Below are 22,560 nucleotides of genomic sequence, written 5' to 3' on the forward strand. Positions count from 1 at the left end.
CGGTGAACAAGTCTGAACTTTTGGCCATTGCCCTGCAGCGGACCCAGCCTATGCCTCTGACGCAGGGATACGGCCGATGGTCGCCTTGCTGACACCTAGAACCCTAGCCAGGTGGCGAACACTTTCGCCATTGGCACGTTGCTGCGCAACAAAGGCGCGCTGCGCTACAGTAAGGCTGTGGCGACGCCCCAGCTTCACGCCCCGGGCCTTTGCTCGTTCCCGTCCTTCGCTGGTTCGAGACCGGATGAGCTCCCGTTCGAACTCGGCGAGACCGCCTAGGACGGTGAGCATCAGGCGGCCATGCGGGGTTGTAGTGTCAGCCCAGGTGTCGCGGACTGACCGAAATTGCGCGTCTTTGTCCGCGAGCGCGGCCAGCACATTAAGAAGATCGCGGGTGGAGCGGGCCAGCCGATCCAGGCGTGTGACCACAAGCACGTCGCCGGCGCCGAGCGACGCAATCGCCTTTTTAAGCTGGGTGCGGTCAGTCGTGGCTCCAGATGCAATTTCGCTGAACACCTTCTCACAGCCAGCCGCCGTGAGTTCGGCGATCTGGGCGGCGGCGCTCTGGCCGTCGGTCGAAACCCGTGCATATCCACAAATCATGGGCCTGATTCTGAGACTATAATCTGAGACACGCAAGCCGCTGATATTATTAGGGCTGGTCAGCGTCTCTTTTTTCACGAATTGTGAGCCGCCGCAGAAGCGGCGGGGACATTCCCATAGCGCGGCGAAGCTTGCTCACGGGTGATGAACGGCGCCGGCTGTTCGAGCCTCCGGTCACGGACCGGGAGGTGGCGCGCTGTTACACCTTCTCGGCCGAAGACCTTGAATGGATCGAGGCGCGCCATGGCGCCTCCAATCAGCTTGGGGTCGCGGTGCAAATGGCGCTGTTGCGCCATCCGGGGTTCGGGTGGCGTCTGGGCGAGACCGTGCCGGCCGCCGTGCTGCGTTTCCTGGCCGACCAGGTCCGCGTCGCGCCGTCGGCGCTGGATGACTATGCTCGGCGACCGCAGACCCGCCTGACCCATGTTCGACAGCTTCACGACCGATTGGGCTTGCGGCCATTCAACCGAACCGATCTTCGCCATGCCGTGCAAACCGCCAGCGCCGCGGCGCGGTCTACCGACAAGGGAGGGCCGATCGTCGAGGCGCTGATCTCGGAGCTGCGCCGGCAACGGATCATCCTACCCCCGGCGGAAACCTTGGAGCGCATCGGCCTGGCTGGCCGCGCCCAGGCAAGGCGCAACGCGGCCGACGATCTGCTTGCTTCGATCACCTTGTCTCAGTTCGAACGCATCGACCAACTGCTGATCAACGATCCGACTTTGCGCAAATCGCCGCTGGCCTGGCTGCGGGAAATTCCGGAATCGCCCAGCGCCGCCAGCATGGCTGGCATCATCGAGCGACTGACCTATGTCCGGGCCATTGCCATCGATCCGGCGATCACCAGCAGCATCCACGAGCACCGCTTCGAGCAATACGCCCGCGAGGGGGCGGTCGCCCCGGCCTTCCTGCTGAGCGGGTACAGCGTTGGCCGACGCCGCGCGACCGTCGTGGCGCAACTAATCTTCCTGGAAAGCCGCCTGAGCGATGCCGCCGTCGATATGTTCGACAAAATGGTCGGCTCGCTGTTCGCCAAGGGCCGCCGCGGCCGCGAGCGGAAGTACCAGGCTAGCAGCCGCGAGGTCAGCCAGATCATGCGTCTGTTCAGCGGCGTGATCGGCGCCGTTGATCAGGCCCGGGTCGATGGCGGCGACGTGCTCGACCGGATCGACGCCCAGGTCGGCTGGTGGAAGGTGCTGGCCGCCAAGCCCAAGGTTGACGCGCTGGCCGCTTTAGCGATCGAGGATCCGTTGGTCAGCGCCGCCGACCGCTACGGGGCGCTGCGGCGGTTCGTCCCGACCTTCCTGGAGCACATGCGGTTTCGGGCTGGAACTGGCGGTGCGCCCTTGCTCAAGGCGCTGGAGATCCTGCGCGACCTCAATCTGTCCGGCCGGCGCGAGATCCCTGACGACGCGCCACTGCCGTTCGCGTCCAAGCACTGGAAGGCCTTGGTCAAGCCGATCGGCGGCCCGATCAACCGGCGGCTCTACGAGACCGCCGTGGCCGCCACACTGCGCGATCGCCTTCGCTCAGGCGATGTTTGGATTGAGGGTTCGCGCTCCTACAAGCGTTTCGCCGACTATCTGCTGCCCAAGGACGAGGTCGCCGCCGAGGCCGAGACGCTGCCCGTCAATGTCGAGATGGGCGCTTATTTGGCTGAACGGGCCGGCCTGCTGGACCAACGGCTTGCCGTATTCTCCAGGCGGCTGGCGAAGGATGACCTGGTCGGGGTGACGCTGAAGGGCGAGGAGCTGTCGGTCACGCCGGTCAAGGCCAACGCGCCCGACGAGGCCCGCTCGCTGGACCGGGCGATCGACGCGCTGCTGCCCCGCGTCCGGATCACCGAACTGCTGCGAGAGGTCGACGCCCTGACAGGCTTCTCCTCAATGTTCCGCGAGCTGCGGTCGGGCAAGGTCCACGACAACCCCAGTTGCATCCTGGCCGCCGTTTTGGCCGACGCGACCAATCTGGGCCTTGAGCGCATGGCCAACGCCAGCCAGGGCGTCACCTACGCTCAGCTCGCCTGGACCCAGAGCTGGTATCTGAGCGAGGAGAACTACAAGGCGGCGCTGGCCAGGATCATCGAGGTCCACCACGCTCAGCCGTTCGCCCGCCACTGGGGCGACGGCCAGGCCTCGTCGTCCGACGGCCAGTTCTTCCGCTCCGGCCGGCGGCGCGGCGGGGCCGGCGAGGTCAACGCCAAGTATGGGCCCGAGCCCGGCTTGCGGATCTACACCCACCTGTCGGACATGCACGGCTCGTTTCACACCCGCGTGCTATCGGCCACCTCGTCGGAGGCGCCCTACGTCCTCGACGGCTTGATCGGTCGCGGCGGCGGCGAGCACTACACTGACACCGGCGGGGCCACCGACCACGTGTTCGCCCTGTGTCATCTGCTTGGATATCGGTTTGTGCCGCGCCTTCGCGATCTGCAGGATCGCCGCCTGGCTATCATCGGCGCTAAGCCGCGTCACAAGATCCTCGAGCCCCTGCTGGGCCGCCCTATCCGGGTCGATGTGATCGAGGAAAATTGGGACGACATCGTCCGGCTGGCCGCGTCAATCAAGGCCGGTTCCGTCGCGCCGTCCGTGATGCTCAAAAAGCTGTCGGCGTTCAAGCGGCAGAACCGGTTGGACATGGCCCTCGCCGAGGTCGGCAGGATCGAGCGGACGTTGTTCACCTTGGACTGGTTGGAGAGCCCGCAGTTACGCCGGCGCTGCCAGGCTGGCCTCAACAAGAGCGAGGCCCGCCATGCGCTGGCCCAGGCGGTGTTCGTTCACAAGCAAGGCCGGATCGCCGATCGCACCCTGCACAACCAGGAGCACCGCGCCTCGGGGCTGAACCTGGTGATCGCCGCCATCGCGCTCTGGAACACATTATATATGCAGCGCGCCGTCGAGCATCTCCAGGACAGGGAGGTCGCCGCGCCAGCTGAGCTTCTGGCGCACCTGTCGCCAATGAGTTGGGCCCATATCGGCCTGACGGGCGACTATCTCTGGGCCGACGCCGCGACCGCAGGCGGGTTCAGGCCTCTCAACGATCCCGCCGACAGGCTCTACCGCGCCGCATAGCCCATATTCATGGTTCGTTCTTCAAAGCGTGTTCTGGCGAACAAACCTTGAGGTGAGCCCCTTGCGGCCGCGAGCCCGGGCGGCAGCGAGACCGGCCATGGTGCGCTCGCGAATGAGGTCGCCTTCAAATTCGGCCAACGCGGCGAAGATGCCGAAGATCAGCTTGCCGCTGGATGTGGTTGTGTCGATGTTGGCGCCTTGGCCGGTCAGCACGCTCAGCCCGACGCCGCGCTCCGAGAGGCCACGAACCGTTGTGACCAGATGCTTCAGGTCACGGCCGAGGCGATCGAGCTTCCATACATATAATGTGTCACCCTCGCGGAGCGCCTTCAGGCAGGCTTCCAAGCCAGGACGATCGTCGCGCTTTCCCGACGCCTCGTCCTTGTAGACGTGTTCAGGAGTGACGCCGGCGACGGCGAGCGCATCCGTCTGCAAATCCAGGGTCTGCGATCCATCCGCCTTGGAAATCCGCGCATATCCGAGCTTCATGGGCGTTTCATATACGGTCGTTTGTGTGACAGCGGCGAAAGCCGACGCGGGCGTGCCGATAGTTGTATCAAAAACCGTCTCATAAATAAAGGATAGCAAACCTAAGCAACAGATCAAAAGAGACACCGTCCATGCCTCGTATGCAAATCCTGTCGCCGGCCGAGCAGCGTGCCTTCGACACTCCGCCGCTGATGAACGCCGCCCAGCGCAAGGCCGCCTTCGACCTGCCGGTCGGCTTTCAACGGGAGGCCGAGCAGTTGCGCGATCCGGTCCACCAAATCGGCTTCTGTTTGAACGCCGGCTATTTCCGTCAGAGCCGGCGGTGCTTTGCTCCTGAGAAATTCCACGACAACGACATCGCCTACGTCGCCACCCGGCTGGGCCATGGCTCCGAGGTGTTCGAACGCGGCGCCTATGCCGCCAGGACGCGTCAACGCCACGATCGGGCCATAGAGCTTGGCCGGATTTCGGACCCTGGACGATCAGGACGAGCCACGTCTGACCCGGCTGATTGATCAAAGGGTCAGGGCGCACGAGAAACCAAGGGTCATTTTCTATGCGGCGGTCGAGCACTTGGCGACGGAGCGGATCGCGTCTCCGAGTTACCGGAGCCTGCAGGATTTGATTCAGGCCGCCATCGGCCAATTTCGGGCCCGCCAGATGGCTCTGGTTGAGGCCCATCTGCCCAAGGACCTCGCCGCCGAAATCGATCTGCTTTTGGACGAGAAGGAGGAGACCGATGGGATCACGCGCAGCCGATTGGCGGTCCTGAAGCAAAACTCCCAATCCGTTCGCCCCATGGCGGTGAAGGCGCGGCTGGCCAACCACACGGATCTGTCGAAGCTGTTCCAACGTCTCGAACCGGTGATCGAGATCTTGGGCTGGGATCAGAATAGCTCACGCAGCTACGCCCTGGCCGTCATGAAATCAGACCCTCATGACCTGCGCCGCCGAAAGGCTGCGGACCGGCGCCTGCATCTCATCGCCTTTGTCGCTCACCAGTACTACGCGCTTCAGGACAACCTCGTCGCCACGCTGCTCAGCTCGGTCAAGGCCGCGGAGAACGCGGCGACCCGGGAGTTCAGCGACTCGTGCTATGCGGAGCGCAAATCACAGGCCACGAAGCTGAAGACGCGGATCCAGGCCCGCCTATCGGTTTTGGGTGGTCGCCCGCGCTTGCTTTGCAGGATCATCTGAGGCGCGGGATGGGGCACCGGAGGGGTCTTGAGCGGGGAGTTGCAGCGTTGCTGGCGATGGCCAGGCTACGCCTTTGCCCTGGCGCGCACAGGACCTGCGGCGACTGCTGTTGACGCCGGGACGAATGGTCTGCGCGTGTCGGCGTGATGCGTGTCATGGGGTGTCTGGCCAAGTCAGGATCTTGCGCGGGATTGGGCCGAGCGAGGCTACGGCGCCACCTCACCTTGGATAGATGTCCAGGCAGCGCCCTGTGAGACAGTGATAGCGCTGGCGACAGTCGCGGGTCATTTCCAACGTCGGCGGCGTGGGCGCCGCCAGCAAGACGGCTCTAGCTTGATCCTATCCGATATGCAGAGCCTTATCCGCCAGCGAGACTAGGCCGGGGCATTCGCTAATCAACCTCTGAGGGAGTGCTTGCCCGCTCGCCCTGGTCAGCAGCTTCGCTCCCCGCTTCCTCCCCACGGTCGGTCGCCCTTCCGCAGTTCCGCTTCACTTCGCTCCTATGATCAACTGACGATGGGAGTTGCACCTACAAGAAAGCGCCCACGCTGGGCGCACAAACAAAAAGGGCGACCCGGTTGCCCGGATCGCCCTTTCCTCATCCGAAAGCCAAGGACCCTGGTCGCTTTGGAGAGCGGGTCCCTGGATCCCCCCGGTTAGAACTTCGCCCGCAGCGTCACGCCGTAGGTGCGCGGCGCGCCGAGGAAGGCGTCATAGGTAATCGTGTCATTGGCCGGCACATAAGTTGCCTGGGCGGCACTGAGCCCCGACGAGCCTTGCAGGAAGGCGTTGAAGCCCACCTGGGTATATCCCTCGTCGAACAGGTTTTGCCCCCAGAGTTCGACGGTCCAGGCGTCATCCGCAGTGCCGACGCCGATGCGGGCGTTCACGACCGTGTAGGACTCTTGCAACTTCGGCGGGAACAGGTCGGAACCGCTGTTGTATTCCGACGAGTACTTGGCGCCGATGTTGAAGCGGGCCTTCAGGTTGTCGCCCACCGGACGCTCATAGGTCAGCGAACCCGAGGCCGAATATTCCGGCGCCAGCGACAGACGTTGACCAGGCAGCAGGGCCAGGGCGTTGGTCGAATCGTTCGGGATCTTCTGGTTGCCGTATTCGGTCTTGGCGTAGGTGAAGCCGCTCTGGACGGTCAGGCCGCGCACCGGGGTGAACCACAGGAAGTCGGCGTCGACGCCCTGCGAGGTTACTTCCGGGATCGAAGCCACGGCGAACGAGGTGCCCAGGAAGGTGTTCAGCTGGAAGTCGGTGAACTTCTGGTAGAAGATCGAGGCATTCAGCAGGACAGTGCGGTTGAAGAGGGTGTTCTTCAGGCCGATTTCGTAGCTGTCGACAAACTCGCCCTCGAACGAGGTGTCGTAGATCGGCACGACGCCCTGACCGCCGCTTTGCAGGCCGTTCGACGACTGGGTGCGGTCCAGGTTGAAACCGCCACCCTTATAGCCGCGCGCGTAAGAGGCGTAGCTGAACACTTCCGGCGAGAAGCGATAGGCGGCCTTGATGGTGCCCGACCATTCCTTGTCGGTGCGCTTCTGGTGGGTGCCGCGACCGTTGAACAGCGGGTTGGCCCAGGGAAGGCAGAGGTTGCCGACCACCGTTGGGGTTGCCGCTGCGCCCACGATGCCGGCGATGCGGGCCTGACCAGCGGTGGACAGGCCGATGCCGCAGCCGACGCCGCCATCGGACGTGGTCTGGTAGGTGTCCAAGTCCTTCTTGTCGATGCTGTAGCGCAGACCGGCGGTGATGCTGAAGGCGTCGGAGAACTGGTAGGTGTTGCTGGTGAACAGCGCGATGGTCTTGGCGCGCTGATTGTACTTGTCGTACAGGCCCTGGCCCGGAGTGAAGGTTGTGTTCGGCGCGCGACCGGTCAGCAGCGAGATGAAGTTGGCGATGCCGGCAGGGTTGGCGGCCGAGCGCGACAGCAGGCGGCCCAGATACTGCTCGTAGTCATTGCCATAGAGGAAGTTGGCCTTGTTATCCAGTCGCTCGTCCGCCAGGAACGTGCCGACCAGCCAATCCAGATTGCCGGTCTTGCCAGCCAGGCGCAGTTCCTGGGTGTAGGTCGTGAACTCGCTGTAGTTGGTGCCGTCCTTGTTGCGATAGGCAAGGTCAGCCGTCGAGAAATCGCTGTCCTGACCGTTGTCGGTGCGCCAGTTGCGGATGGCGGTGATCGAAGTCAGTTCGCCGATCGGCAGTTCGATATTGCCTTCCAGCGAGATGCCCTTGTCCTCGATGGACGAGGGCGCGCCACGGTTGGAATAGGCGACGCGATCATAGGGCTTGGCGGTCGCGGCCAAGGCGACGCCGCCGGCCAGGGCGTTCAGGATCGGCGCGGTCGGGCCGGTGCGGATCTGCACGGCGCCGCAGCAGTTCTCGTCGCGCTTGGTGTAGTCGCCGATAAGCTTGAAGGTGGCTTCATCATTGGGCACGAACAGGAGCTGGCCACGGATCGTGTAGAAGCCCTGGTCCTGGTCCTGGTCGCGCTTGCTGGGACCCTTGCCGGTCAGAACATCATTGTAGCCGTCGCGCTCGCGGGCGGCAACATAGAGGCGGCCGGCCAGGGTCTCGGTGCCAAACAGCGGACCGGTCACCGAGGCCGACAGGCCGTGGGCGTTGAAGTTGCCGAGGGTGGCTTCAGCAGACGCGCCGAAACCGAACTCGGGCTCCTTGGTGACGATGTTGATGACGCCGGCCGAGGTGTTCTTGCCAAACAGGGTGCCTTGCGGACCCTTCAGCACTTCGATGCGGTCCATCTCGCCCAGGTCGCCGAACGAGACGCCGTTGCGGGGACGATAGACGCCGTCGATCACGACGCCGACCGAGCTTTCCAGACCGGGGTTGTCACCGACGGTGCCGACGCCGCGCACGCGGGCGGTGGTCGAGGCTTCCGACGTGGTCGAGGTGACGGTCAGGCCGGGGGTCAGGATCGTCAGATCCTTGATGTCCTTGACGCCGGTGTCTTGCAGCAGCTTGGCGCCGACGGCGGTGACCACGACCGGCACGTCCTGCAGGTTCTGCTCGCGCTTCTGGGCGGTGACGACGATGCTGTCGACGGTCATCGTTTCGGTTTGTTGGGCCTGCGCGACGCTCGCGACGGACAGGCCGGCGAGCACGGCTGCGGACGCCGTGCCGCAAAGCACCTGGGTAATGCGCATTTCCCACCTGGTTTGTTATGCCGCGAGCGGTTGATCGCCCGCAGCTACGTTTTAGATGCATTCGAACGACTGTTCGAAATGACATCCCACGACTAAGGGCCTCTGGTGGGCAGGGCAAGAAAAAACCCTTACACGTAAAAAGATCGAAAAGGTCTGTTGCGCTGCAGCCACACGCGCCATTCTCGATCATGCAAGATGTCGCCGGGGACCTTGCCAGACTGATTTTCGGTCCATGACAATCTCACCCACTATCGCCTCCATCCGAATTTAATGGTCCTGCGTCGGCGTTAAAGTCGTCAGATTGCGCATGACGCACGCGTCGCTGGGACCGTTGCCGCTCCCCCCCATATGGCCCATCGGACGGCTCGCCCGGCACCCGGTTCCAGTAGACGAGCGCCGGAGAGGCCTTCTCGCCGTTGGTTGACCTGCTCCTGAAAAACTGGACCGGTTTGAGCTAGAGTTTTCTCGTTTTGCGGCAAGGGCCACATGGTGAGGAGCGACCATGAAGAGGTCGAAGTTCAGTGAGGCGCAGGTGTCGTTCATCCTGCGTCAGGTCGATGAGGGCGCCACGGTTGGCGAGGTCTGCCGCAAGGCGGGATTTCCGAGGCGACATTCTACGTCTGGCGCAAGAAATACGCCAGCTTGATGCCATCTGAGATGAAGCGGCTGCGCCAGCTTAAGGACGATGCAGGCGATGACGGCTTGGATCCGCCCCCGCCCACAACCGTTCTCTACGCGCCATGAATTTGCCGCCATCCGGCGCGCAATCTCCGGCTGAAGTGGTTTGAGGAGTTTATTATGATAGGCGACGTCTCGTTAAAATTGGGCAGAAGGACATTTTCCGCGCGGCTGGAATACGACAGCCTGATTGGCCGCGGCCTTCGCAGCGTTGGACGCAGGCTAGAGGCCAAGCGCGGTTTTCCATCGGCCGAGGCTACGACTGAGAAGGCTCCGACTTTTACGGTCGCGGAGACGATTGAGGACGTAACCGTCGAGGTCGACGTCCCTGGGCATGCCCTCCAGGATTTGCGCTTGGATGTTACCCCAAGGCGTTTGCGCTTGCGGGCCGGGGGCCGTCAGGGACGGTCCGGGGGTATCGGGGGTCCCATTGACTCATCTTTCGATCTTCCAGAGCCGGTCGACCCGGACAAGGTGACAGCGACGCTTGAGGACGGCATTCTAACTGTCAGCTTGGTCAAGATCGCCTGGGTGCATGGCGAAGCAAAGCGCGTCCCCGTGCGTGAGGCGTCAGTCACGCCTAAGCAAGCGGACCACGAAAGCCACCAAACCCACCCCTGAAACGACAAGGATCGCGGTTCGTCCGGGCGCGGCGACTTGGCCGCCGTTCGCGACCGTTACGATGGCGGCGGCGACCACGAGCGCCGCGACGACTACCGCGAGAGAAAGGCTTTCGCCGGCCCGCTTCACGGCGCGAGGCAAGTCCGCTAATTCTGAACTTGAGACGCGTATGACGAGGCCGTCTCGGCTGAGGCGGCCGATGCCGCGTCTTATCGCTTCTGGCCCGGTCGCCAAAATCTGATCGAGTTCCTTGAATGCACGGAAGGCGCGGGTGGCTAGGGCTTTGGGCGCAAACCTTGACGCGAAGGCCTTGACCACCACCGGCGCAATCGCGTCGACAACATCCAGCTCGGGGTCGAGCGTCCTCGCCAGTCCCTCCGCGATGCCGAGAGCCCGCAACAGGAGTAACAGGTCAGGCGGCAAGGTCAGCGCGTTGTCGCGGGCGATGGAGAGGAATTCGCCAATAGCCTCCGCAAGCCGGATCGGCCGCCCGGAGTCGGCTGCATAGCGCAGAAAGAAGCGCTCAATACCTTGCTCAAGGCCGGTCGGAGGCGGTCCGGAGCGGCCAGCCCATTCCATTAATACATCGGACACTGCGGCGACATCGGCATCCACCAGGGAGCCGAGGACCACTAGCACCTGCTCTCGCCGCTTGACCGAGAGGCGTCCGACCGAGCCGAAATCCAATAGCGCCAGACGACCGTCTGGCGTCACCAGAACATTTCCGGGATGAGGGTCAGCGTGGAACACCCCGTCCAACAGGATCATGCCCAGTAGGCCCCGGGCCGCTTCGGGCGCCAACGCACGCGCCAACGCAGGCTCCTCGTTGCGAAACATTGCGTTAGGGCTGCGACCGCGGATGCGGGTGCTGACCATGGTCCTTTCAGTGGTAAACCGCTCATGGACTATGGGCACATGGAAGACCGTCGCTCGTTTGCGCACCTCAGACTGATTACGCGCCTCGATTCGAAAATCGATCTCCTCCAGGAGAGCTTCACTCAGTTCGGAGACGACACGTACGGGCTGATGGCGACGAAGCGCCGGCGCGCGCCGCTCGACGACACGCGCTGCGGCCGCGAGCAGCCGCAGGTCCGCGCGCATGATAGCCCCGATACCGGGTCTGCGAACTTTCAAGACGACTTCTTCACCAGTCGTGAGCCGCGCGGCGTAGACCTGCGCTATTGAAGCGGCGGCGATTGGGGTGGGGAAAAATTCAGCGAAGATATCTTCGGGCGTTCCGCCAAGATCGATTGCCAGCTGTTCACGTATCTGTTCGAAGGGAACCGGAGCGACGCTATCGTGCAGCCTGCCGAGCCTTTCGGTCAACTCGGGGGGGAGCAGATCCGAGCGGGTCGCCATGATCTGCCCAAGCTTAACAAATGTGGGCCCGAGCGCCTCAAGCGCCGTAACAAAGCCCTCATATGTCGCGTCGCTCGTGTCGTCGGTAACCCCTCCGCGTAACAGCCCTAGCTTTCTGAGACCGGGCCGGGCGGCAGAAGGGGCCAACGTACGGAGCACCGTAGCAAGGCGGCGAAAGTCGTTCTGCGAGAGTGTCAGGGGCGGCATCGGATCTGCATGCCCGCATCGTTTCCGCTACGCAAGGCCAGCGAGCTCATGAACCGATCATTCTGGACGGCGTTATCTAGCCACGCGAGAAGGAGTGGAGGATATGATCAGCTTTATTGTTGGCTGCGTGGGCGCTGCAATGATTATTGCGGGCGCCGCAGGCCTCCGTATAGCGGTCCGACGGCTTAACGAATAGCGCGGCAGCGGGCACTCGGCCAGGACGAGACTTAATGACAAGCGGCCCCTTCCACTTCATCTGACGTGACCCCCATTTCTCATCCAGCCATAACGAGAGTCCTGGGTTGATTTGAACCTTGGTTTTGGTGGGTGGCAAGAGGCCGGTGCGCGGAGCTATCAGCCTGCGCAGCGTGCCGGCCGGCCTCTCCGCAGAAGGCGCTGGCGTACTCCCTGGGTGTCATCCAGCCGAGCTTGGAGTGCGGCCGGCGCTCGTTGTAGTCGCGCCGCCAGGTCTCCAGCACGGCGCGTGCGTGCGGCAGCGACCGGAACAGGGTCTCGTTCAGCAGTTCGTCGCGCAGCCGGCCGTTGAAGCTCTCGTTGTAGCCGTTCTGCTGAGGCTTGCCCGGGGCGATGTAGTGCCAGCCCACGCCGCTGTCGTCGGTCCAGGCCAGGATGGCGTTGGAGGTGTATTCCGTGCCGTTGTCGCTGACGATGGTGTCCGGCCGCCCGCGCTGGGCGATGATGGCGTCCAGCTCGCGCGCCACCCGCCGGCCCGACAGCGAGGTGTCGGCCACCAGGGCCAGGCACTCGCGCGTGCAGTTGTCGATCACCGTCAGGATCCGGAAGCGGCGGCCGTCGGTCATCTGGTCGGACACGAAGTCCAGGCTCCAGCGTTGATTGGGCGCCAGCGGGACCTCCAGGGGCCGCCGCGTGCCGATCGCGCGCTTGCGCCCGCCGCGCCGGCGGACGGTCAGCTTCTCCTCGCGATAGAGCCGCTGGACCCGCTTCTTGTTGACCGCGTGGCCCTCGCGCCGCAGCAGCACGTGCAGCCGGCGATAGCCGAACCGGCGGCGCTGCTGGGCCAGGGCCTTCAGCCGCTCGCGCAGGACGCCGTCGTCGGGCCGCGTGGCTTGGTAGCGCACGCTCGTCCGATCCACGCTCAGAACCCGGCACGCCCGCCGCTCGCTCATCTCGTAGGCCGACTGCAGATAGGCTGCAGCCTCCCGATGCGCGGCGGGCGTCACCACTTTTTTCCCAGCAGATCCTTCAGCGCGACGTTGTCGAGCATCGCGTCGGCCAGCATTCGCTTGAGCTTGGCGTTCTCGTCTTCCAGCGCTTTGAGCCGCCGCGCCTCCGACACGTCCAGCCCGCCGTACTTGGCCTTCCACTTGTAGAAGGTTGGCGAGCTGAGCCCGTGCTTGCGGCACAGGTCGGCCACCGGCACGCCCGCCTCCTGCTCCCGCAAGATTCCGATGATCTGTTCTTCCGTGAACCGTGACCGTTTCATTCGTCCGTCCCTTTCCTGGGGCGGACTCTAGTTATTTTTGGAGGAGTTTCAGGGGGTCACGTCAGTCGAAGTCGTCTCCGAGCACTTGGTTGAGATCTATTATTTGCTTGCGAAGCGCCGCACAACTACGCAAGCCTGATCGCGCGTAAGGATTGATTACCGCCTGCAATAGGATTGGAGGAATGTCGGTTTTGATGAGGTTTACATCCCTTAGGGGCGTCGTCACCGCTCCCCTAAGGCTGTCACGGCTTTCTTCGGGAGACGTAAGCGGACGTTGACTCTCAGCTCGGCTCTTTGAACTCGGGTCAGAGGCCTCTAATTGCGCCTGGGCAACGGAAGGGCTGGGCAGGGCCACCATCTGACCAGAGGCAACAATCGATAGCGAAGCGGGCATTGAGTCCTCGTTCAAACATCGCGCGGCGTTTGTGAACACGCGTCAACGCAACGAAACGAGCCTGGTGAAGCTTGGTTCCAGACGAAGAAACTCGGCTATGGCCACGCAAGACGAAGTCTACTCGCTCGCACGAAGCACATCACACAAGACGACCGAGACGTGCCGTTTATGCGGTCATTCATTCGTGATCTAGAAGCAACCTATGCAAAAGCCCGACCCGTCTATCGTAAAATCTGCAGCTCGGACGCTGGAAATCTTTGAGTATTTCGACGAGGTTCGCCGTCCTGCGCATATCCAGGACGTCGCCTTATCTCTGGGCTATCCTCATTCCAGCACCGGCGCTCTACTACGCAGCCTCACCGACCTTGGATACCTAGAATATTCCATAGAAGACAAGACTTTCTTCCCGTCCATCCGGGTTTCACTCCTCGGTAACTGGGTGGGGGATGAGACTCTGTCGTTACGACTTATCCAACAACAGATGCGCGAAATTGCCGAGGCAACTCAAATGACAGTTGTGCTGGGCGCTCGTAGCGGCGGCTATTGCCATTATGTGCGCGCGATCCAAGGCACAACTCCGGTCCGGTACCACCTTAAGGCGGGAACTCGACTATGCCTTGCAAGATCGACCGTGGGAAGTGCGCTGCTTTCGATGGAGACCACGGATCGCCAACCGCGGTTAATAGCTCAGGCGCTTTCGGTCTGGGACAGCGACGAGGGCGCACCCCGTCCGGAGAAACTCGCAGCAGATCTGGCCCTCGTCGCCGCGCGCGGGTACGCTTTCAACTCCGGACTGGTCAACGCCCAAGCGGCGATGTTGGCGATCCCTCTCGCTATCAGGACTCAAACGCGGCCTCTAGCGATAGGCTTAGCCGCCCCAAAGAACCTCTTCCGCGGCCGCCGCCCCGAACTGATCCGGATTTTGCGAGAAGCCCTCGGGCGCCTTGCCGACCAGACCCATCACCAAATAGATAAATCCAGGTAACGTTTCCGAAAATCCTTTTTGCAGAATTCCAATTCCGACTAAAATATTAGCAAAACTACAAATTTATGCTCTAATTGTATGAAAACAGGCCAACTTGGCGAAGCTCGCTCCTGGCCCAGGCCCAAGCGTCCTATTTGTCGCGCCACCGCGCCAACACCGCCGGATCGAACTGCCCGGCGAAGATACCCCTGCCGCAAAGCACCGCCTTACACCGAAATCACCTAACCTGCACCCGCAGCGTCACGGATTCCGGCGGTCTGGAGGTCGAATGGGCGGCGGATGTAGCGGCTGTAAACGCGGTGACTCACGGCACCGCAGCTGGGACATCGACTTGTCGAGGCCCCGCCCCAGGATGAGCGCATGGGCGGAGAAAGGGCCGACGACAGCAAAAGCCGACGAGGAAAAAAGACTGGATTGCGAAAAGGCGCTTGGCCATGGCCCTGATCGGAGCGTGAACCTAAAGCAGTCACCCAGCATACTTGACGAAAATGATTGATATCCAATATGGACGCGAGATCCGACATAATCTTTGAACGCCGCTTAACATTCAAAGCCCACATAGTCGGTACTCGGTGGGATTGAAAATACTGAGACTATCTCACAAATATAGAGGAATGTAACATATTTACCGGCCCGGCTTACCGGATTGAACCACTATAAGGTGGATAGTTACCTACGCCGATTTTGTCAGTAAAGGCCCCGCTCGCGCGGGCTTCCAACCGAACCTAGCTCGCAACGGATTGCACCACGAACCCCGCCGGGCCACAAAATTCTTGCCGCGCTTTTCAACACATATGTGTTTTTAGATTCTATATACATGCTACGCATGAAGGGTGAAGTCGTGGGAACCACATATGAATAGACCTACCCCAGTCGCTTTCAAAACAAGCGACGGCATAGTCCTCGCTGCCGACCGTTATGGTGCTAGAGGCCGCGGCTCTGTGATCCTAGCGCACGGCGGCGGCCAGACCCGCCATGCGTGGGCAAAGACCGCGTCGGCGCTCGCGGATCGAGAGTGGGAAGTTATCGCGCTCGATCTGCGCGGCCACGGTGACAGTGGCTGGTCGCCAACAGGCGATTATAGGATTCACCGCTTCGCTGAGGATCTCGTAGATGTAGTGGGGACGATGCCTGGGCGTACGGCGATTATCGGCGCATCTCTCGGGGGCCTTGCCGGACTCTACGCGGAGGCCGAGGTCGCGCCTGGGAGTTTCAGCTCAATCACTCTTGTCGACATCGTTCCGAGCATGGACTCGGACGGAGCCGCCAAAGTAATGGAGTTCATGGGAGCACATGTCGCGCAAGGTTTTGGCAGCCTTGAAGAAGCCGCTGCGGTTATCGCGGCTTATCTGCCTCACCGTCCGCGACCAAAGGATCTATCTGGACTTGCCAAAAACCTGCGGCAATGTGATGATGGACGACTGCGCTGGCACTGGGATCCCGGCTTTGTATCCGGCGTCCATCGCGGACGAACCGCGCAGGATACCGACGCATTCCAAGCCCGGCTACCCGGGTTAACGCTTCCGGTGCACCTTATCAGGGGCAGGCTGAGCGAATTGGTATCTCTCGAAGCGGCGGAAAACTTCGTAGCCCTACTGCCGAATGCAAAGTTCACCGATGTCGCAGGCGCGTCCCACATGGTGGCGGGGGACCGCAACGACGCGTTTCTCAACGCTGCTGTCGAGTTTCTAGAAAGCCTGGACCACCAACCCTAGAACGGAATTTATAATTCCGGAGATAGTACAAACTAAACATCTTCAACCCCAGAAATCGAAATATAACTTTTAATAAAACACTTGCTAAATTTATCTTAACTAACCCTGCCGAGATAATTCCCGCCGATCATTTTGTGATCGTGACCCGTTACTATCCATTTTAGGCATTGCGGGAAATAGATGTACCGCCATAATATTATATATGGGAAAATATCGATCGTTTAAGCGAATGCATAGTTGATATGCGCGATATTTTATTTTATCCTGGGGAAGAGGCGCAAGGCACAACCTTCCCGCCTCCCTCGGCCGTGCCCTAGTGCTTACCTCCTGGGCGCGGTATACTTAGGCGGCGCAGCAACCAACTGCGCCGCCTTTTTACACTTAATGCAGCAAGCGTTAGAATGTTGGATTGATTCCATTTTTTGGTGGACATTGCGGCGAGTACGATGACCTTGTCTGCGGCGCTCAAGACGAAAGGTTTGCGCTACTGGTTGTGATCGGCGACAAGGCGATTGATGGAGCGCCGCCGATCCCTACGGCGCGCTGACGGTCGGAGGGGTCGCCCAACAGATCCAGCGGTTTGATCCGGACGAGCGACACCTTCGGGTCCGGCCGGTTCATGAGGTCGATGACTGCCGAGAGGATTGCCTCGCGCTTGGCGCCGATCATCTAGCCGGAACCGGGCTTATACCTTCGTCGCCCGCGAGGCCTCGCCCCCCGAAGCCGAACCGGATCCTGTCAGGGATCGCCCCGCGACGCGGCTCAAAGCACGATGAAGAACGAACGTCGGCGCGAGGGCCGCAGCGAAGACCATAGCCGTGATCAGGAACCCGTCTCGGTAGGCGGCCGCCGCCGCCTGGTAGTAAACTCCTTGCCCCAGCAACCAGCCGGCGGCCGGGAGTTGCTCCAAAGGCCCGAGTCCCATCGCGTGGACGGTTCGCGCGGCTTCCATGAGATAGTTGCCTGTAGTCGAATTATCCGACGTTTGGGTCGCGGCGAGGGCGTCGCCGTGGAACGCGGTTCGTCGCTCAATGATAACGCCCAGAATACTCGTGCCAAGCGCTCCGCCCAATTGCCGGGTGAAGTTCATCGAGCCTGAGCCCTGGGATAACAGTTCCAGCGGCAGCACCTTGAGAGCTGCAGAACTCAGCGAGGGGAACACAAAGCCCATGCCAATGCGGCCAATCACCGTCCACCAAGCGAGCGTCCAGAAGGCTGTGTCGGCGCTCACGTGGGCCGTTAGCCACGACGAATAGGCAAAAATCGCCATGCCCGCCCCGATCAGCAATCCTGGCGACAGCCGGTCGCTCATCATGCCTGCGGCGGGAAAGACGATGACCAGGACGAAGCCGGCCGGCATCAGCAGCAGACCCGCTTGGGTTGGGGTGAAGTTTTGAATCTGCTGGACGAAGACCGGGAGCAGATAGGTCGTGCCGTACAGTTCGGCCCCCAGCACAAAGCTGACCGCTGCGGCCGCAGCGAAGGGGGGACTGGCGAACACCCGCAGGTCGAGCAGCGGATGCGGAATCCGACTTTCGCAGACAAGAAAGGCCGCCGCGCAGGTCATCGTGATCGCAAACCCCGCGAGGACGGGCGTGGAGGCCCAGCCCTGGCGCTGTCCACTGGACATGGTTTCCAGCAACGCGAGCAGCGCCACGCTGAGCCACACCAGGGCCGGCCAGTCCAGTCGGGCCTTCGCAGCCGCAGGATCACGATCGGGCAGGAAAAGGTTCGCCAGCGTGATGCCGCCGAGGCCGAAGGGAATCCCCAAATAGAAAAGGAACCGCCAGTCGAAGCTATCCATCAGCAGTCCGCCGACCCACGGCCCCAGCGCCGGGGCGAGCACCACGCCAATCCCGAAGATGCCCATAGCCGCGCCGCGCTTGTCAGGGGGAAACACCTGGAACATCACGACCATCGCCAGCGGCTGGATGACACCCGCTGCAGCGCCCTGGATCACCCGGGAGACTATGAGCACCGTATCATCCGGGGCCAGCCCGCCAAGGACCGATCCGAACAGGAACACGCCCAGGGCCACCATCATGGTTTGCCGATGACCGAAGGTGCGCTCGCACCATGCAGAGAGCAGCATGGTGACCGTCATCGCGGCGAGGAAACCAGTCGCGAGCCACTGCACCCGGGTCTGATCGATGCCGAACTGCCCCATGATCGCCGGGACAGCCACGTTCACAATGGTGGATGACAACACCACGGCGATCGCTGAAACCATGGCCGCCGCCGTCGCGAGCCAGCGGTACATCGACCCACAGCGAGCAAAGAGGGCCTCAGTGCGGATTCCGGGCTGATCGCGCCCGTCATTCCGATTTGATGCCGCCCACCATTCCGATCTGATCGCGCCCACCGTTCCGATTAATCCCCGCGCGGCATTCCGAGATGATGCCGCCCAGGGCGCGGGCCGTGAGGGTCTTCGTTGGCTCTAGGCTCCTCCTTTTTGGAGGGGCCGATGCCGACGGAGAGGATCGCCATGCGCCGCGTGCGCGAGATGTTGAGATTGAGCCGGGACGCCGGCCTGGCGACCCGGGAGGTGGCGCGACGAACCGGGGTGGCGCCCTCGACACTGCGGGAGATGTTCCGGCGCTCTGAGAGGTCTGGATTGGCGTGGCCGTTGCCGTTGGACCTGACCGACGCCGATCTTGAGACGCTTCTTTACGGCGAAGCCGGAACCAAGCAGGGTCACCGGCGGCGGGGGGAGCCCGACTGGGCGGCGCTGAACCGCGAGCTGAAGCGCAAGCACGTCACCCTGCAGATCCTGTGGGACGAGTATATCGAGACCAACCCGGACGGCTATCGCTACAGCCGGTTCTGCGACCTCTACCGGGGCTGGGAGGCGCGCCTTCCAGTCACCATGCGCCAGACCCACCTGGGCGGCGACAAGCTGTTCGTCGATTACGCCGGCGACACCGTGCCGGTGATCGTCGATCCACGGACAGGCAGGACGCGAGGGGCGCATATCTTCGTGGCGGTGATGGGCGGCTCAAGCCTGTCGTTCGCCCACGCCAGCTGGACCGAGACCCTACCCGATTGGATCGACGCCCACGCCCAGACCTTCACCTACTTCGGCGGGGCGGCCCGCCTGATCGTGCCCGACAACCCCAAGGTCGCGGTGATCAAGGCCTGCTTCTACGACCCGCAGGTCAACCGCACCTACGCCGAGATGGCGGCCCATTACGACACCGCCGTGCTGCCGGCGCGGCCCAGGCGCCCACGCGACAAGGCCAAGGTCGAGGCCGCCGTGCGCATCGTCGAGCGATGGCTGCTGGGGCGGCTGCGCCATCGACGTTTCCACAGCCTGGCCGAAGTGAACGCCGCCATCGCCGAGCTGCTAGTCCGGCTCAACGATCAGCGCGTCTTGCGTTACGTCGGCCGCACCCGTCGCCAACTGTTCGAGGAGATCGGCGCCCCACGGCTCAAGCCCTTGCCGGCCGAGCCCTATGTTCTGGCCGAGTGGCGCCTGCGCAAGGTCGGCCTCGACTATCATGTCGATGTTGAGGGCCACTACTACTCGGTCCCCTATCGCCACGCCCGGGCCAGCGTCGAGGTGCGTCTGACGCCCCGGACGGTCGAGGTGTTCCTCAAGGGTGAGCGGATCGCCGCCCACATGCGCGGCAGCGGCGACGGCAAGCACACCACCATCATCGAGCACATGCCCTCCAGTCATCGCCGCTACAGCGACTGGACCATTGAGCGCATCATCCGGGAGGCGATGCGGATCGGCCCCTCGGTCGTGATGCTCTGTTGATCCTGGAGCATCGCCCCCATCCCGAGCAGGGCTTCCGCACCTGTCTTGGCATCGTGCGCCTGGCCAAGCCCTTCGGGCCGGCCCGTCTGGAGGCCGCATGCCTACGCGCCCTGCAGGTCGGCGCGCGCACCTATGGGTCCGTCAGATCGATCCTCGACAACCGGCTCGACGGTCAACCCGTCCGTCGGGCCCGCGAGGGGGAAGATCAAGACCTGGCCATCCTCCACTCCAATATCCGCGGTCCTGGCTACTACCACTGAGGAGAACATCCATGCTCATCCACCCCACGCTCGATCAACTGCACGACCTTGGCCTTCACGGCATGGCCAAGGCCTTCCACGAGCTTGCCGCCAATGACGAGGCCGCCGGCCTGGGCCATGCCGACTGGCTGGCCCTGCTGTTGGAGCGAGAGGCCGTCCATCGCCAGGACAAGCGGCTCGGCGCGCGCCTGCGTCACGCCAGGCTGCGCCATCACGCCGTCCCGGAGGACATCGACTACCGCGCCCACCGGGGGATCGATCGAGGGCTGCTGGCCAGTCTCGTCAAGGGCGACTGGATCGATGCCCACGACAACCTGGTGATCACCGGGCCAACCGGCGTCGGCAAGAGCTGGCTGGCCTGCGCGCTCGGTCACAAGGCCTGCCGCGACAACCGCTCCGTCCTCTACGTGCGCGTGCCCAAGCTCTTCGATGAACTGGCGCTCGCCCATGGCGACGGCAGCGCCGGCCGCCGCCTCAAGACCCTCGGCGCCGCCCAGCTGCTCATCCTTGACGACTGGGGTCTGGAGCCCCTCGGCGCTCAGGCCCGTCACGACCTGCTCGAAATCCTCGAGGATCGCTACGGCCGGCGCTCCACCATCGTCACCAGCCAGCTGCCGATCGCCGACTGGCACACCGTCATCGGCGAGGCCACCTATGCCGACGCCATCCTCGACCGCCTGGTCCACAACGCCCACCGCCTGGAACTCAGCGGCGAGTCACTGCGCCGCTCCGCGCCGCCATCCCAGACTTGACCTTAACCCTAGACCAGCCCCCTATATAAACCCACCAACGAAGACCCCTCGGATGGGCGGCATCATCTCGGAATGGTGGGCGCGATCATCTCGGAATAGGTGGGCGGCATCGTCGGAATCCGCAGGTCTGGAGCCGGTGAGCTACCCGACGCCCGAGCTCGAGAAGGTGCTGGGCAAAACCTTGGGCGTGCCGCTCTTCCAAGAACAGGCCATGCGGGTGGCCATCGAATGCGCGGGCTTCACGCCGGGCGAGGCCGACCAGCTGCGCCGCGCCATGGCGACCTTCAAGATGACCGGCGGGGTGACGCACTTTCGCGACAAGCTCGTCGGCGGCATGGTGGCTCGCGGCTACGAGCAGGAGTACGCCGAGAAGACCTTCTCCCAGCTCGAAGGCTTTGGGTCCTACGGCTTTCCGGAAAGCCACGCGGCGAGCTTTGCGCTGCTCGCTTACGCCTCGTCTTGGCTCAAGTGCCACCACCCCGACGCCTTCTGCGCCGCCTTGCTCAATTCCCAGCCGATGGGATTTTACGGCGTGTCGCAGATCGTGCGCGACGCGGTGGAGCACGGGGTGGAGGTCAGGCCCGTCTGCGTCAATCGCTCGCGATGGGACTGCACCCTGGAGCCGACGGGCCGGGAGGATCGCTTGGCTGTCCGCCTTGGTCTGCGGATGATCAAAGGCTTGGTCGATGAAGAGGCCGCGACCTTGGTGGCCGCGCGCGGAGACCAGCCCTACGCCTCGATCGACGACATCTGGCGTCGATCGGGCCTGAAGCCCGGGATGCTGGGGAAGCTCGCCGAAGCCGACGCCTATCTGCCCAGCCTTCGCCTCCACCGGCGCGAGGCGATGTGGGCGATCAAGGCATTGCGCGACACCGCCCTGCCCTTGTTCGATCAGCCTGAGGCGTCCGAACTCAATGAGCCGGCGCCGCAGCTGAAGGCCATGACCGAGGGCCGCGAGATCGTCGAGGATTACGGCAACCTGGGTCTGTCGCTACGCCGCCACCCGCTGGCGCTTTTGCGCGAAGACCTGACCCGTCAGCGTCGCAAGCCTTGCCGCGCGGTCAGCGAAGGGCGCGATGGCGGTTTCATCCAGACCGCCGGGCTGGTTCTGGTGCGCCAGCGGCCGGGCTCGGCCAAGGGCGTGATGTTCATCACCATCGAGGACGAGAGCGGTGTGGCCAATCTCGTCATCTGGCCCACGCTCTATGAAAAGCAGCGGCGCGTGATCCTGGGCGCCAGCCTGCTGGGCGTCGATGGCCGTATCCAGCGCGAGGGCGATGTCGTTCATCTGGTCGCATACAAGGTCCATGATCTGGGCGACGTGCTCCAGACACTTCAAACGCGCTCGGGCGATCAGGGCGATATGGCTTGGGCTCAGCGAAGCCGCAACTTCTGTTGACTACGCGTCGTCGCCGGCCATGGCTTCTGCCAGGCTAACCAGCTGACGGCGCAACGCCGGTGACATGGCCGTGAAAGCCGCCACAAGCTCGTGGGCGCCGCGCTGATTTAGAAACCCTGTCAGGCCGCCGGCGATTGAGCCCGTGTTGTCTGAGGCCTCAAGGCCTTCAAAGAAGGAGGCCAAGGGCGTGTCGAGCTTCAGGGCGATTTCATACAGCTTGGAGGAGCTCACGCGATTTGAGCCGCGCTCATACTTCTGCACCTGCTGAAAAGTCAGCCCGAGCCAATCCGCCAGTTCCGACTGTGAAATGCCGAGCGCCTTTCGTCGGGCTCTGATGAGCGCGCCGACGTGCAGATCGACATGGTGGGGTCCTGTCGCCGGGGCGTCGTTGGTCACGGACTTTTCTTCCTTAAGTGGGCTTTGACTCTCCAG

Annotated in this window: 14 protein-coding genes and 5 pseudogenes; 10 read left to right on the forward strand and 9 right to left on the reverse strand. The window is 63.0% G+C overall.

Going from position 1 to position 22,560, the window contains the following annotated elements:
• Positions 1 to 48 precede the first annotated feature (48 nt).
• Positions 49 to 681: a recombinase family protein gene (locus ACW173_RS25995; RefSeq protein ID WP_492086117.1), complete on the reverse strand. Its 633-nt coding sequence runs from the start codon at positions 679 to 681 to the stop codon at positions 49 to 51.
• A gap of 38 nt (positions 682 to 719) precedes the next feature.
• Between ACW173_RS25995 and ACW173_RS26000 the strand changes: the two genes are divergently transcribed.
• Entirely contained in the window at positions 720 to 3,674 is a 2,955-nt protein-coding gene (locus ACW173_RS26000; RefSeq protein WP_492086229.1) for a Tn3 family transposase, read from the forward strand.
• 57 nt (positions 3,675 to 3,731) lie between these two features.
• On the opposite strand, the pseudogene ACW173_RS26005 reads toward ACW173_RS26000, so the two are convergent.
• Positions 3,732 to 4,163, reverse strand: a pseudogene (locus tag ACW173_RS26005) (recombinase family protein); the annotation flags it as partial.
• A gap of 140 nt (positions 4,164 to 4,303) precedes the next feature.
• On the opposite strand from ACW173_RS26005, the gene ACW173_RS26010 reads away from it, so the two are divergent.
• Positions 4,304 to 4,678, forward strand: coding sequence for a DUF4158 domain-containing protein (locus ACW173_RS26010; RefSeq protein ID WP_062097688.1), 375 nt, complete (start codon positions 4,304 to 4,306; stop codon positions 4,676 to 4,678).
• The gene (locus ACW173_RS26015) at positions 4,620 to 5,360 is read left to right on the forward strand and encodes a DUF4158 domain-containing protein (protein ID WP_082749616.1); all 741 of its coding nucleotides are present in this window, start codon (positions 4,620 to 4,622) and stop codon (positions 5,358 to 5,360) included. The genes ACW173_RS26010 and ACW173_RS26015 overlap by 59 nt, the downstream gene beginning before the upstream one ends.
• Before the next feature lie 656 nt (positions 5,361 to 6,016).
• Here ACW173_RS26015 and ACW173_RS26020 read toward each other — a convergent pair.
• Positions 6,017 to 8,533 carry a TonB-dependent receptor gene (locus tag ACW173_RS26020; RefSeq protein WP_492086118.1) on the reverse strand — a complete coding sequence of 839 codons (2,517 nt, stop codon included), beginning with the start codon at positions 8,531 to 8,533 and terminating at the stop codon, positions 6,017 to 6,019.
• A gap of 502 nt (positions 8,534 to 9,035) precedes the next feature.
• Here ACW173_RS26020 and ACW173_RS26025 point away from each other — a divergent pair.
• Together ACW173_RS26025 and ACW173_RS26030 are read left to right on the forward strand one after the other, a co-directional pair.
• Positions 9,036 to 9,220: pseudogene (locus ACW173_RS26025) on the forward strand (transposase); the annotation flags it as partial.
• 111 nt (positions 9,221 to 9,331) lie between these two features.
• A complete protein-coding gene (locus tag ACW173_RS26030) occupies positions 9,332 to 9,832 on the forward strand; it encodes an Hsp20/alpha crystallin family protein (protein ID WP_082749379.1) in 501 nt (166 codons plus the stop codon).
• On the opposite strand, the gene ACW173_RS26035 is transcribed toward ACW173_RS26030, so the two are convergent.
• From ACW173_RS26035 to ACW173_RS26045, 3 genes and pseudogenes are all read right to left on the reverse strand, one after another.
• The gene (locus ACW173_RS26035; protein ID WP_231737335.1) at positions 9,782 to 11,191 is read right to left on the reverse strand and encodes an ABC1 kinase family protein; all 1,410 of its coding nucleotides are present in this window, start codon (positions 11,189 to 11,191) and stop codon (positions 9,782 to 9,784) included. The two genes, ACW173_RS26030 and ACW173_RS26035, sit on opposite strands and share 51 nt — an antisense overlap.
• Positions 11,192 to 11,673: 482 nt before the next feature.
• Complete coding sequence (locus tag ACW173_RS26040) at positions 11,674 to 12,783, reverse strand: IS3 family transposase (RefSeq protein ID WP_492086119.1); 1,110 nt, start codon at positions 12,781 to 12,783, stop codon at positions 11,674 to 11,676.
• Positions 12,711 to 12,863: pseudogene (locus tag ACW173_RS26045) on the reverse strand (transposase); the annotation flags it as partial. The pseudogene ACW173_RS26045 and the gene ACW173_RS26040, both read right to left, overlap by 73 nt.
• Before the next feature lie 596 nt (positions 12,864 to 13,459).
• Here ACW173_RS26045 and ACW173_RS26050 point away from each other — a divergent pair.
• Together ACW173_RS26050 and ACW173_RS26055 are read left to right on the forward strand one after the other, a co-directional pair.
• On the forward strand, positions 13,460 to 14,242 hold the full coding sequence (locus ACW173_RS26050) for an IclR family transcriptional regulator (protein WP_012275076.1): 783 nt from the start codon (positions 13,460 to 13,462) through the stop codon (positions 14,240 to 14,242).
• A 941-nt stretch (positions 14,243 to 15,183) separates the two neighbouring features.
• Positions 15,184 to 15,957, forward strand: coding sequence for an alpha/beta fold hydrolase (locus ACW173_RS26055; protein ID WP_231737338.1), 774 nt, complete (start codon positions 15,184 to 15,186; stop codon positions 15,955 to 15,957).
• A gap of 465 nt (positions 15,958 to 16,422) precedes the next feature.
• On the opposite strand, the gene ACW173_RS26060 is transcribed toward ACW173_RS26055, so the two are convergent.
• Positions 16,423 to 16,626, reverse strand: coding sequence for a hypothetical protein (locus tag ACW173_RS26060; protein WP_062094405.1), 204 nt, complete (start codon positions 16,624 to 16,626; stop codon positions 16,423 to 16,425).
• Between the two features lie 16 nt (positions 16,627 to 16,642).
• Positions 16,643 to 18,217 carry a DHA2 family efflux MFS transporter permease subunit gene (locus ACW173_RS26065; protein WP_062094406.1) on the reverse strand — a complete coding sequence of 525 codons (1,575 nt, stop codon included), beginning with the start codon at positions 18,215 to 18,217 and terminating at the stop codon, positions 16,643 to 16,645.
• A 225-nt stretch (positions 18,218 to 18,442) separates the two neighbouring features.
• Between ACW173_RS26065 and istA the strand changes: the two are divergent.
• The 3 genes and pseudogenes from istA to ACW173_RS26080 all read left to right on the forward strand — a co-directional run.
• Positions 18,443 to 19,977: pseudogene (gene istA, locus ACW173_RS26070) on the forward strand (IS21 family transposase).
• Positions 19,978 to 19,988: 11 nt separating this feature from the next.
• Positions 19,989 to 20,729 (forward strand): IS21-like element helper ATPase IstB, encoded by a 741-nt coding sequence (gene istB / locus ACW173_RS26075; RefSeq protein WP_062094408.1) that lies wholly within the window; start codon positions 19,989 to 19,991, stop codon positions 20,727 to 20,729.
• A 124-nt stretch (positions 20,730 to 20,853) separates the two neighbouring features.
• Positions 20,854 to 22,128 (forward strand): annotated as a pseudogene (locus ACW173_RS26080) (helix-hairpin-helix domain-containing protein); the annotation flags it as partial.
• Here ACW173_RS26080 and ACW173_RS26085 read toward each other — a convergent pair.
• Positions 22,129 to 22,524: a helix-turn-helix domain-containing protein gene (locus ACW173_RS26085; protein ID WP_492086120.1), complete on the reverse strand. Its 396-nt coding sequence runs from the start codon at positions 22,522 to 22,524 to the stop codon at positions 22,129 to 22,131.
• Positions 22,525 to 22,560 lie beyond the last annotated feature (36 nt).

This window comes from Caulobacter sp. ALps2 (genome assembly GCF_058681635.1).

Coding starts and splice junctions, on each gene's coding strand:
- ACW173_RS26010 (WP_062097688.1), top strand. CDS start 4,304: ATGCAAATCCTGTCGCCGGCCGAGCAGCGTGCCTTCGACACTCCGCCG.
- ACW173_RS26020 (WP_492086118.1), bottom strand. CDS start 8,533: ATGCGCATTACCCAGGTGCTTTGCGGCACGGCGTCCGCAGCCGTGCTC.
- ACW173_RS26030 (WP_082749379.1), top strand. CDS start 9,332: ATGATAGGCGACGTCTCGTTAAAATTGGGCAGAAGGACATTTTCCGCG.
- ACW173_RS26035 (WP_231737335.1), bottom strand. CDS start 11,191: ATGGCGACCCGCTCGGATCTGCTCCCCCCCGAGTTGACCGAAAGGCTC.
- ACW173_RS26050 (WP_012275076.1), top strand. CDS start 13,460: ATGCAAAAGCCCGACCCGTCTATCGTAAAATCTGCAGCTCGGACGCTG.
- ACW173_RS26060 (WP_062094405.1), bottom strand. CDS start 16,626: ATGATCGGCGCCAAGCGCGAGGCAATCCTCTCGGCAGTCATCGACCTC.
- ACW173_RS26065 (WP_062094406.1), bottom strand. CDS start 18,217: ATGTACCGCTGGCTCGCGACGGCGGCGGCCATGGTTTCAGCGATCGCC.
- istB (WP_062094408.1), top strand. CDS start 19,989: ATGCTCATCCACCCCACGCTCGATCAACTGCACGACCTTGGCCTTCAC.